6 protein-coding genes and 1 tRNA gene are annotated in these 11,737 nt (G+C 73.3%); 6 read left to right on the top strand and 1 reads right to left on the bottom strand.

Features of this window, described 5'->3' with window-relative positions; translation table 11 throughout:
• Positions 1–129 precede the first annotated feature (129 nt).
• The 3 genes from uvrA (at position 130) to ACFQLX_RS00195 (ending at position 7,044) form a co-directional block, all read left to right on the top strand.
• Positions 130–3,168: an excinuclease ABC subunit UvrA gene (gene uvrA / locus ACFQLX_RS00205; RefSeq protein ID WP_386410181.1), complete on the top strand. Its 3,039-nt coding sequence runs from the start codon at positions 130–132 to the stop codon at positions 3,166–3,168.
• Between the two features lie 105 nt (positions 3,169–3,273).
• Positions 3,274–3,347: transfer RNA gene (locus ACFQLX_RS00200), tRNA-Pro, on the top strand.
• A gap of 265 nt (positions 3,348–3,612) precedes the next feature.
• The gene (locus ACFQLX_RS00195; protein ID WP_386410178.1) at positions 3,613–7,044 is read left to right on the top strand and encodes a phosphodiester glycosidase family protein; all 3,432 of its coding nucleotides are present in this window, start codon (positions 3,613–3,615) and stop codon (positions 7,042–7,044) included.
• Between the two features lie 43 nt (positions 7,045–7,087).
• Here the strand turns inward: ACFQLX_RS00195 and ACFQLX_RS00190 are convergent, their stop codons facing one another.
• Positions 7,088–8,071, bottom strand: a complete 984-nt coding sequence (locus ACFQLX_RS00190; protein ID WP_386410176.1) for a carbohydrate kinase family protein — start codon at positions 8,069–8,071, stop codon at positions 7,088–7,090.
• A gap of 21 nt (positions 8,072–8,092) precedes the next feature.
• Between ACFQLX_RS00190 and ACFQLX_RS00185 the strand changes: the two genes are divergently transcribed.
• The 3 genes from ACFQLX_RS00185 to rapZ all read left to right on the top strand — a co-directional run bounded on the left by ACFQLX_RS00185 (position 8,093) and on the right by rapZ (position 11,672).
• The gene (locus tag ACFQLX_RS00185; protein ID WP_386410173.1) at positions 8,093–8,542 is read left to right on the top strand and encodes a Rieske (2Fe-2S) protein; all 450 of its coding nucleotides are present in this window, start codon (positions 8,093–8,095) and stop codon (positions 8,540–8,542) included.
• A 73-nt stretch (positions 8,543–8,615) separates the two neighbouring features.
• Positions 8,616–10,604 (top strand): excinuclease ABC subunit UvrC, encoded by a 1,989-nt coding sequence (gene uvrC / locus ACFQLX_RS00180; protein ID WP_386410170.1) that lies wholly within the window; start codon positions 8,616–8,618, stop codon positions 10,602–10,604.
• A gap of 99 nt (positions 10,605–10,703) precedes the next feature.
• Positions 10,704–11,672 carry an RNase adapter RapZ gene (gene rapZ, locus ACFQLX_RS00175; protein ID WP_386410167.1) on the top strand — a complete coding sequence of 323 codons (969 nt, stop codon included), beginning with the start codon at positions 10,704–10,706 and terminating at the stop codon, positions 11,670–11,672.
• Positions 11,673–11,737: the final 65 nt, after the last annotated feature.

The raw sequence follows: 11,737 nt of genomic DNA, 5'->3' as shown, positions 1-11,737 counted from the left end.
ATCCGGGCCTCCCCCTACGCTTGGGAAGGGAGCCAGTGCGCTCCCCGCCTTCTCCCCCCTTCCAAGCGCAGCCGCCCCCCGCATCCCGCGCCTCCCCGCGCGGGGTCTACGAGAAAGGTGCCGACCGGCGTGGCCGACCGTCTCATCGTTCGTGGCGCTCGCGAGCACAACCTGAAGAACGTCTCGCTCGACCTGCCCCGCGACTCGCTCATCGTCTTCACCGGCCTGTCCGGCTCGGGCAAGTCCTCCCTCGCCTTCGACACGATCTTCGCCGAGGGCCAGCGCCGCTACGTGGAGTCGCTCTCCAGCTACGCCCGGCAGTTCCTCGGGCAGATGGACAAGCCCGACGTCGACTTCATCGAGGGCCTCTCCCCGGCCGTCTCGATCGACCAGAAGTCCACCTCGCGCAACCCGCGCTCCACCGTGGGCACGATCACCGAGGTCTACGACTACCTCCGCCTGCTCTTCGCCCGTATCGGCAAGCCGCACTGCCCCCAGTGCGCCCGCCCCATCAGCCGCCAGTCGCCGCAGGCCATCGTGGACCGGGTGCTGGAGCTGCCCGAGGGCAGTCGCTTCCAGGTGCTCTCGCCGCTGGTGCGCGAGCGCAAGGGCGAGTTCGTGGACCTCTTCGCCGACCTGCAGACCAAGGGCTACAGCCGGGCCCGGGTGGACGGCGAGATCATCCAGCTGAGCGAGCCGCCGCAGCTGAAGAAGCAGGAGAAGCACACCATCGAGGTGGTCGTCGACCGGCTGACGGTGAAGGACAGCGCCCAGCGCCGGCTCACCGACTCCGTCGAGACGGCCCTGGGCCTGTCCGGCGGCATGGTCGTCCTGGACTTCGTCGACCTCGCCGAGGACGACCCCGAGCGCGAGCGGATGTTCTCCGAGCACCTCTACTGCGCCTACGACGACCTCTCCTTCGAGGAGCTGGAGCCCCGCTCCTTCTCCTTCAACTCCCCCTTCGGCGCCTGCCCCGACTGCACGGGCATCGGCACCCGGATGGAGGTCGACGCCGAGCTGATCGTCCCCGACCCGGACAAGACGCTGGAGGAGGGCGCCATCCACCCGTGGTCGCACGGCCACACCAAGGACTACTTCAACCGCCTGGTGGGCGCCCTCGCCCAGGAGCTGGGCTTCCGCACGGACATCCCCTGGGCCGGGCTGCCGCAGCGCGCGCAGAAGGCCCTGCTCCACGGCCACCGCACCAAGATCGAGGTGCGCTACCGCAACCGGTACGGCCGCGAGCGCGCGTACACCACGGCCTTCGAGGGCGCGCTGCCCTTCATCAAGCGCCGGCACGGCGAGTCGGAGTCCGACTCCAGCCGCGAGCGCTTCGAGGGCTACATGCGCGAGGTCCCCTGCCCCACCTGCGAGGGCACCCGGCTCAAGCCCGTCGTCCTGGCGGTGACGGTGGAGGGCAAGTCGATCGCGGACGTGGCGGCGATGTCGATCAGCGACTGCGCCGACTTCCTCGGCGCCATGGAGCTGACCGACCGGGACAAGACCATCGCCGAGCGGGTGCTGAAGGAGGTCAACGAGCGGCTGCGCTTCCTGGTCGACGTCGGCCTGGACTACCTCTCGCTCAACCGCGCCGCGGGCACCCTCTCCGGCGGCGAGGCCCAGCGCATCCGCCTCGCCACCCAGATCGGCTCCGGCCTGGTCGGCGTGCTGTACGTGCTGGACGAGCCCTCCATCGGCCTGCACCAGCGCGACAACCACCGGCTGATCGAGACCCTGGTGCGCCTGCGCGACATGGGCAACACGCTCATCGTGGTGGAGCACGACGAGGACACCATGAAGGTCGCCGACTGGGTGGTCGACATCGGCCCCGGCGCCGGCGAGCACGGCGGCCGGGTCGTCCACAGCGGCCCGCTGGCCGGCCTGCTGGCCAACGAGGAGTCGATGACCGGCAAGTACCTCTCGGGGCGCCGGCAGATCCGCACGCCCGAGGTGCGCCGCCCGATCGACCCCGCCCGCCGACTGGTGGTCCGCGGGGCGCGGGAGCACAACCTGCGCGACATCGACGTCGCCTTCCCGCTCGGGGTGCTCACCGCCGTCACCGGGGTCTCCGGCTCCGGCAAGTCCACCCTGGTCAACGACATCCTCTACACGCACCTGGCGCGCGAGCTCAACGGCGCCCGCCACGTGCCCGGCCGGCACACCCGCGTCGACGGCGACGAGCTGGTCGACAAGGTGGTGCACGTCGACCAGTCGCCCATCGGCCGCACCCCGCGCTCCAACCCGGCCACGTACACCGGTGTCTTCGACCACGTCCGCAAGCTCTTCGCGGAGACGACCGAGGCGAAGGTCCGCGGCTACCAGCAGGGGCGCTTCTCCTTCAACGTCAAGGGCGGCCGCTGCGAGAACTGCTCGGGCGACGGCACGATCAAGATCGAGATGAACTTCCTGCCCGACGTCTACGTGCCGTGCGAGGTCTGCCACGGCGCGCGGTACAACCGCGAGACCCTGGACGTCCACTACAAGGGCAAGAGCATCGCCGAGGTCCTGGACATGCCGATCGAGGAGGCGCTGCACTTCTTCGAGGCCGTGCCGTCCATCGCCCGGCATCTGCGGACGCTCACCGAGGTCGGCCTGGGCTACGTACGCCTCGGCCAGCCGGCGCCGACGCTCTCCGGCGGCGAGGCGCAGCGCGTCAAGCTGGCGAGCGAGCTGCAGAAGCGCTCCACGGGCCGCACGGTCTACGTGCTGGACGAGCCGACGACGGGTCTGCACTTCGAGGACATCAGCAAGCTGATCCACGTGCTGGAGGGCCTGGTCGAGAAGGGCAACTCGGTGATCGTCATCGAGCACAACCTCGACGTGATCAAGACAGCGGACTGGGTCGTGGACATGGGCCCCGAGGGCGGCAGCGGCGGCGGCCTGGTCGTGGCCGAGGGCACGCCGGAGGAGGTGGCGGCCGTCCCGGCCTCGCACACCGGCAAGTTCCTCCGCGAACTGCTGGGCGACCGCGTCTCGGACGCCGCCCCCGCGCGGGCGAAGAAGACGGCGGCGGCGCGCAAGACAGCCGCGAAGCGGGTGGCGTCGGCGACGGCGGATGCCAAGGCCCCGGCGAAGAAGACGGCGGTGAAGAAGACGGCGGCGAAGAAGGCCGTCGCGAAGAAGGCGGCGCCCGCGAAGAAGGCGGCCTCCCCCAAGAGCACCGCCTGAGCGGCCGCTCCCGGCACCCGCGGGGCCGCCCGGTGTGAGGCGGCGGCTTTCGATGGCGTATGGTTCTCATACCCGACGGCCAGGGAAACCCCTGGTCACGGGTGCCGGGACGTGGCGCAGCTTGGTAGCGCACTTGACTGGGGGTCAAGGGGTCGCAGGTTCAAATCCTGTCGTCCCGACTTGCGTGGTACGCAGGTCGCAGGCGGTGTCGAAGACAATTCGACACCGCCTTTCCGTATGCCGCCCTCCCACCTGCCGGACCGGCCGACCGGGCCCGCCCGCCGCGGTCGGCCCCGCGGCCCGCCCGGCGCCCGCCGGCAAAACTTCCCCACGAGTTTCCCCCCGCCCCCTGGTGTAGACCACTCCGCTCCTGGAACCCTGTGGCCCCGTACGCATCCACGTACGCATCCAACGCGCCCAACTCCCGTGCGAGAAGGAGACGTTGTGCAAGGACAGAGCCACCACGCCGGACGGCGAACCAGCCGGGCCGCGCTCATATCCGTGGCGGCGGCGCTCGCCCTCACCGCGCTGCCGAGCACCCCCGCCGCCCCCCGCGCACTCGCCGCCGTCCCCACCGCCATCGTCCACGGCGACGGCATCGGCCTCGACTCCACCTCCCGCCCCGTCGCACCGGGCGTGGAGCTGACCTCCTTCGAGCGCCTGGAGTCGGACAAGTGGCTCCGGGCCGACGCGCTCAGCGTCGACCTCGGCGGCTCGGCCCGCGTCGACTACCTCGCCGACAAGGTCTCCGACCGCGAGACCGTCGCCGACCTCGCCGAAGCCCACGACCCCGGCGAGGGCCGCCGCACCGTCGCCGCCCTCAACGCCGACTTCTTCGACATCAACGAGACCGGCGCCCCCCTGGGCCCCGGCCTGGACAACGGCCAGGTCACCCACTCGCCCTCCGCCGGCGCCGAGGAGGCCGTCGGCATCGGCGCGGCCACCGCCGAGGGCAGCGCAGGCCGCCTGCTGAAGCTCTACTTCCAGGGCACCCTCACCCTCCCCGGCGGCCCGCACCCCCTCCAGGCGCTCAACGCCGCCAACGTCCCCGCCGGCGGCATCGGCGCCTACACCTCCCAGTGGGGGAGCGCCGACCGCGCGCTCACCGTCGACGGCGCCTCCCGTACGACCGAGGTCACCGTCCGCGACGGCCGGGTGGCCACCGTCTCCGCCACCCCCGCCACCGGCCCGATCCCGGCGGACACCACCGTCCTGCTGGGCGACGACGCCGGCGCCGACACCCTCGCCGCGCTCAACCCCGGCGACCCCGTGGCCATGGAGTACCGCCCCGTCACCGACGGCGGCGAGGTGCCCCGTACGGCGGTCGGCGGCCGCGGCGTCCTCGTCCTGGACGGCGTGGCGCAGAACTGGGAGGGCAGGCCCAACAACGCCTCCGCCGCCCGCACCGCCGTCGGCTTCTCCCGCGACGGCCGCACCATGCACGTCCTCACCGTCGACGGCCGCTCCGGCGACACCGGCGGCGTCACGCTCACCGAACTCGCCCTGATGATGAAGCAGTTGGGCGCCCACAGCGCCCTCAACCTCGACGGCGGCGGCTCCTCCACCCTGCTGGCCCGCGCACCGGGCTCCGACACCCCGCGGCTGGAGAACACCCCCTCCGACGGCTTCGAGCGCGTCGTCCCCAACGGACTGGCGATCACCGCCCCCGACGGCAGCGGCACCCTGAAGGGCTTCTGGCTCACCCCCACCGCCGACCCCGCCCGCGCCCCGAGCGCCGACCAGGTCCCCGGCGGCCACCCGGACCGCGTCTTCCCGGGCCTGCACCGCGCCCTGACCGCGGCCGGCCACGACGAGACCTACGGACCGGCCGACGGCACCCCCGCCGACTGGACCTCCTCCGACCCCGGCGTCGGAGCCGTGGACTCCGGCGGCCTGTTCACCGCACGCTCCGGCGGCACGGCCGAGATCACGGCCCACCGGGGCGCCGCCAAGGGGACCACCACCCTCACCGTCCTGGGCGCACTGGACCGCGTACGCCCCAGCAGTGAACGCGTCGGCCTCAAGGACCCCCACGACACGGGGGGTTTCGGCCTCGTCGGCTGGGACGCCGCCGGCGACAGCGCCCCCATCGACCCCGCCGACGTCCACCTCGACTACGACCGCGACCTCTTCACCCTCACCCCCGACCCCGCCGCCGGCGGCTTCACCGTCCGCGCCCGCACGGCGCAGCCCTTCGCCTCCGGCCAGGTCACGGCCACCGTCCAGGGCCGCAGCACCGCCCTGGCCGTGACCGTCGGGCTGCACGAGCAGTCCGTCGCCGCCTTCGACGACGCCGCGCAGTGGACGTACACCACCGCCCGCGCCTCCGGCTCCGTCGCCCCCGAGCCGCAGGGGCACGAGGGCCAAGGGCTGCGGATGGCCTACGACTTCACCCAGTCCACCGCCACCCGCGCCCTCTACGCCGTCCCGCCCGCGGAGATCCCCGTCCCCGGGCAGCCCCGCAGCTTCGGCCTGTGGGTGAAGAGCGACGGCAAGGGTGCCTGGCCCTCCCTGCACCTGAAGGACGCGGCGGGCGTCACCCAGGTCCTGCGCGCCCCGTACCTCACCGAACCGGGCTGGCAGCAGCTGACGTTCGAGGTGCCGCGCGGGATCGCCTACCCGCTGAGGGTGGTGCGCTTCTACCTCGCGGAGACCGTCCCCGCCCACCAGTACAGCAGCGAGGTCGTCATCGACGAACTCACCGCCCAGACCCCGCCCGACGCCGACCTGCCACCCCAACCCACCGTCGCCGACCCGCTGATCACCACCGCCGCCGACGTCCAGGGCCGCGCCTGGCGCTACGCCGTCATGTCCGACGCCCAGTTCGTCTCCCGCGAGCCGGACAGCGATCTCGTACGGGCCGCACGGCGCACCCTGCGGGAGATCAAAGCCGCGCACCCGGACTTCCTCGTCGTCAACGGCGACCTGGTGGACGAGGGCTCGCCCGCCGACCTCGACCTCGCCCACCGCATCCTCGACGAGGAACTGGGCGACGAACTGCCCTGGACCTACGTCCCCGGCAACCACGAGGTCATGGGCGGGAGGATCGAGAACTTCGTCGCGGAGTTCGGTGCCCCCCAGCGCACCTTCGACCACAAGGGCACCCGCTTCGTCACCCTCGACACCTCGCGCCTGACCCTGCGCTCGGGCGGCTACCCCCAGATCCAGGAGCTGCGCCGCCAACTGGACACGGCCGCCGCGGACCCCGCGGTCTCCTCGGTCACGGTGATCGCGCACGTACCCCCGCGCGACCCCACCCCGCAGAAGGGCAGCCAGCTCGGCGACCGCAAGGAGGCCGACCTGCTGGAGGACTGGCTCGGCGACTTCCGCCGCCGTACGGGCAAGGGCGCCCTGTTCATCGGCGCCCACGTGGGGACCTTCCACGCCGAACGGGTGGAGGGCGTGCCGTACCTGGTCAACGGCAACTCCGGCAAGAACCCGGCCACCCCGCCGGACCGCGGCGGCTTCACCGGCTGGTCCCTGATCGGCGTGGACCCCGTCTCCGCCGGCCAGCGGCTCGCGGCCCGGCTGCGCCCCTGGTCCGGCGGCCCCGACTGGGTGGACGTCCAGACCAGGGCGCACGTCGACGCCCTGACCCTCGACGCCCCCGCACGGCTGCGGGCCGGGGCGACGGGGCAGGTCACCGCGACGGTGCTCCAGGACGCCCGCCGCGTCCCGGTCGCCTGGCCGCTGAGCGCGGACTGGACGGGCACGCCGAACCTCTGGATCGGCCCCGCGCGCACGGCCCCCGCCGGCTCGGCAGCCGCCTACGACCCGGCCACCGGCACCCTGACGGGCCTGCGCCCGGGCTCGGGCACCCTGACGGTGACGGTGAACGGCATCCCGACGGCGGCGCAGGTGACGGTGTACCGCTGACCCGGCCGACCCGGCCGACCCGCACCCGGACCCGGGGGCGCCCTCACCCCGCCTCTGCCGCGTACGGCGGCTGCGCCCCCGCCCGGGTGCAGGTCAGCGCCGCCACCCGGGCCGCGTAGCCGAGCGCCTCGCGCCAGGCCGCCGCGTCCAGCGCGGCCACCGCGGGACGCGACAGCGCGCCGCGCTGCCGCAGCCAGTGCAGCAGCGCGGCGTTGACCGCGTCCCCGGCGCCGATGGTGTCCGCCACCGCGACCGGCGGCGCGGCGACCGCCACCCGCAGCGGCTCCTCCCGCGCGGAGCGCCCGCCGAGCGCCGTCACCGACAGCCCGCGCGCCCCCTCGGTGAGCACCACCGCCGCCGGCCCCGCCGCCAGCCAGCCCGCCACCGCCCGCTCCACGTCCGGGTACTGGCCCTCCGCCAGCCACCGCGCGTCCACCACCGACAGCTTCAGCAGCCGCACATCGGGCAGCCAGGCCCGGAAGCGCGCCCGGTAGGCCGCCGGGTCCGCGATCAGCTGCGGACGGATGTTGGGGTCCAGCATCGTGAACACCCCGTGGTGCGCCGCCCGCCGCAGCAGCGCCTCGTACGCGCTCGCCCCCGGCTCCAGCGCCAGCGAGCCGGTGCCCAGGAAGAGCGCCCGCGCCGCGTCCGGCATCACCTGCGGCTCGGTGAACAGCCGGTCGGCGGTCCCCTCCACGTAGAAGCGGTACTCCGCCGACCCGTCGTCCCCCACCGCCGCCACGGCCAGCGTCGTCGGCTCCGGCCCCCGCTGTACGAGCCCCAGCCCGACCCCCTCCGCGCGCAGCCCGTCCAGCAGCGCCTCACCGAAGGCGTCCGTGGACACCCGCGAGCAGAAGGAGGCCGCACTGCCCAGCCGCGCCAGCGCCAGCGCCGTGTTGTACGGACCACCGCCGCGCAGCGGCAGCAGCGGCGGCAGGGACGCCGGCGCACCGGGCGCCGGATCCCCCGGGGCGCCGGGTGCCACGGGGACGAGGTCGATCAGGGCTTCACCGCCGACAACGATCATCGCCCCAGTATCGTCCGTGGCATGGAAGAACCGATCGCATCCGCCGCCAGTCAGCCGACCGCGACCCGCCGTACCGTCCTGTGCCGCGCCGCGGCGGCCCTCGCCACCACCGGGGCGCTCACCGCCTGCTCCACCGATACCCCGGCGCACCAGGAGAACACCGGCCCCAAGGGCGACATCGACCTCGGCGACCCCGAGGCCGTCCCGGTCGGCGGCGCGAAGCTCTACCGCACCGAGCGGGTCATCGTCAGCCGCCCGACGGCGGACACCTACCGCGCCCTCAGCGCCGTGTGCACCCACCAGGCGTGCGTCCTGGGTGAGATCAAGGGCGACGAGGCGATCTGCCCCTGCCACGGCAGCCGCTTCGACACCGCCGACGGCACCGCCGTGCACGGCCCGGCGACCGCACCGCTGCCGTCGCTGCCCGTCTCCGTCAAGGACGGCAGGCTCGTGGCCGTGCGCAAGGGCTGACCGCCCCCCGCGAGCGGAAGCCCTCCTTCCGCGCGACCCCGCCCTGTCGGCCCCCGCCGATAAGGTGGGGAGCATGGCCGATCCCTCCACCTACCGCCCCAAGCCCGGGGAGATCCCCGAGACCCCGGGGGTCTACAAGTTCCGGGACGAGCACGGCCGCGTGATCTACGTCGGGAAGGCGAAGAACCTCCGCCAGCGGCTCGGCTCGTACTTCCAGGACGTCGCCGGACTCCACCGCCGCACGCGCTCGATGGTGACCACCGCCGCCTCGGTGGAGTGGACGGTGGTCTCCACAGAGGTCGAGGCGCTCCAGCTGGAGTACAGCTGGATCAAGGAGTTCGACCCCCGTTTCAACGTCAAGTACCGCGACGACAAGAGCTACCCCTCCCTCGCGGTGACGATGAACGAGGAGTTCCCGCGCGTGCAGGTCATGCGCGGCCCCCGCCGCAAGGGCGTGCGCTACTTCGGTCCGTACGCCCACGCCTGGGCCATCCGCGACACCGTCGACCTGATGCTCCGCGCCTTTCCGGTACGGACCTGCTCGGCCGGGGTCTTCAAGCGCTCCCAGCAGATCGGCCGCCCCTGCCTGCTGGGGTACATCGGCAAGTGCTCGGCGCCCTGCGTGGGCCGGATCAGCCCCGAGGACCACCGCGAGCTGGCCGAGGACTTCTGCGAGTTCATGGCCGGCCGCACGGGGGAGTACCTGCGGCGGCTGGAGGCGGAGATGCAGCAGGCCGCCGAGGAGCTGGAGTACGAGAAGGCCGCCCGGCTGCGCGACGACATCGGGGCGCTGCGGCGCGCGATGGAGAAGAACGCCGTCGTCCTCACCGACGACACCGACGCGGACCTCCTCGCCGTCGCCGAGGACGAGCTGGAGGCGGCGGTGCAGATCTTCCACGTGCGCGGCGGCCGGGTGCGCGGCCAGCGCGGCTGGGTGACGGACACGATGGAGGACGTCACCACCGCCGACCTGGTGGAGCACGCCCTGCGCCAGCTCTACGGCGAGGAGACCGGCGGCCCCGACAGCGCGGTGCCGAAAGAGGTGCTGGTCCCCGCGATCCCGGAGATGGCCGAACCGCTGCGGGACTGGCTGGCGGCGCACCGCGGCGCCCGGGTGGAGCTGCGCGTTCCGCAGCGCGGCGACAAGAAGGCGCTGATGGAGACGGTCCAGCGCAACGCCGACCAGGCACTGGTGCTGCACAAGACCAAGCGCGCCTCGGACCTGACCACCCGCTCCCGGGCGCTGGAGGAGATCACGCAGGCGCTGGAGCTGGAGTCGGCGCCGCTGCGGATCGAGTGCTACGACATCTCGCACCTGCAGGGCGACGACGTGGTGGGCTCGATGGTGGTCTTCGAGGACGGTCTCGCCCGCAAGAGCGAGTACCGCCGCTTCGAGATCAAGGGCTTCACCGGCCAGGACGACGTCCGCGCCATGCACGAGGTGATCAGCCGCCGCTTCAAGCGCTACGCGGCGGAGCGCGCCCACGCGAGCGGCAGGGAGCTGCCCGAGCCGGCCGGGGAGTCGGGGGAGTCAGGGGCGGCCCCCCTCGACGAGGCAGGCCGCCCCCGGCGGTTCGCCTACCCCCCGCAGCTCATCGTCGTGGACGGCGGGCAGCCGCAGGTCGCCGCCGCCGTGCGGGCCCTGGCCGAGCTGGGCATCGGCGACGTGGCCGTCTGCGGTCTCGCCAAGCGGCTGGAGGAGGTCTGGCTGCCCGGCGAGGACGATCCCGTGGTGCTGCCCCGCTCCAGCGAGGGGCTCTACCTGCTGCAGCGCATCCGCGACGAGGCGCACCGCTTCGCCCTCGCCTACCAGCGCAAGAAGCGCGCCAAGTCCCTCACCGCCGGCCCGCTGGACGACGTCCCCGGCCTGGGCGAGACCCGGCGCAAGGCGCTGCTGAAGCACTTCGGATCACTGAAGCGGCTGAGAGCTGCGACCATTGACGAGATCTGCGAGGTGCCGGGCATCGGCCGCAAGACCGCGGAGGCGGTCGCCGCGACCCTCCAGCAGCAGGAGCCGGCCGCGGCAGCGGTCAACACGGCCACCGGCGAGATCATGGACTGACCGCACGACCGCCACGACCGCCACGACAGGCACGACCAGCCACGACCAGCACAGTCAGAGCACGACAGACCGACGGCAAGCCAACCCGGGGGCACACGGATGAACGAGCGCGACGGACACAGCCAGGAGCACGCGGAGGCGCCCGGAGCGGCGCAGGCGGGCGACGCAGCGGCGGAGCACGCCGAGCCGAAGGGCGCGGCCGAGGCGCCGATCCCGGAGCTGGTGATCATCTCCGGCATGTCCGGAGCCGGCCGCTCCACCGCGGCGAAGTGCCTGGAGGACCTCGGCTGGTTCGTGGTCGACAACCTCCCCCCGGCGCTCATCCCCACCATGGTCGACCTCGGCGCCCGCTCGCAGGGCAACGTGGCCCGCATCGCCGTGGTCGTGGACGTCCGCGGCCGGCGCTTCTTCGACAACCTCAAGGAGTCCCTGGCCGACCTCACGGCCAAGCAGGTCACCCGCCGGGTCGTCTACCTGGAGGCCTCCGACGAGGCGCTGGTGCGCCGCTTCGAGTCGGTCCGCCGCCCGCACCCGCTGCAGGGCGACGGCCGGATCGTCGACGGCATCGCCGCCGAGCGCGACCTGCTGCGCGAGCTGCGCGGCGACGCCGACCTGGTGATCGACACCTCCTCGCTCAACGTCCACGAGCTGCGCGCCAAGCTCGACGCCCAGTTCGCCGGCGACGACGAGCCGGAGCTGCGCGCCACGGTGATGTCCTTCGGCTACAAGTACGGCCTGCCCGTCGACGCCGACCTGGTGGTCGACTGCCGCTTCCTGCCCAACCCCCACTGGGTGCCGGAGCTGCGCCCCTTCACCGGGCAGAACGAGGAGGTCGCCTCGTACGTCTTCGACCAGCCCGGCGCCAAGGAGTTCCTCGACCGCTACGCCGAGCTGCTGCGCCTGGTCGCCACCGGCTACCGCCGCGAGGGCAAGCGCTACGTGACGATCGCGGTGGGCTGCACGGGCGGCAAGCACCGCTCGGTGGCGATGTCGGAGCGGCTCTCGCGGCGGCTGGCGGCCGACGGCGTGGAGACGGTGGTCGTCCACCGCGACCTGGGCCGCGAGTGAGCGGCGCCCGGGAGCGGGAGGGGGGGCCGGGCGGCGCGGGGGAGTGCGATGAGCGGTAACGGGAG

It is taken from the genome of Streptomyces polyrhachis, assembly GCF_042663125.1.
Taxonomy (GTDB): Bacteria; Actinomycetota; Actinomycetes; order Streptomycetales; family Streptomycetaceae; genus Streptomyces; species Streptomyces polyrhachii.
This window is presented reverse-complemented; position numbering and strand designations above follow the sequence as displayed.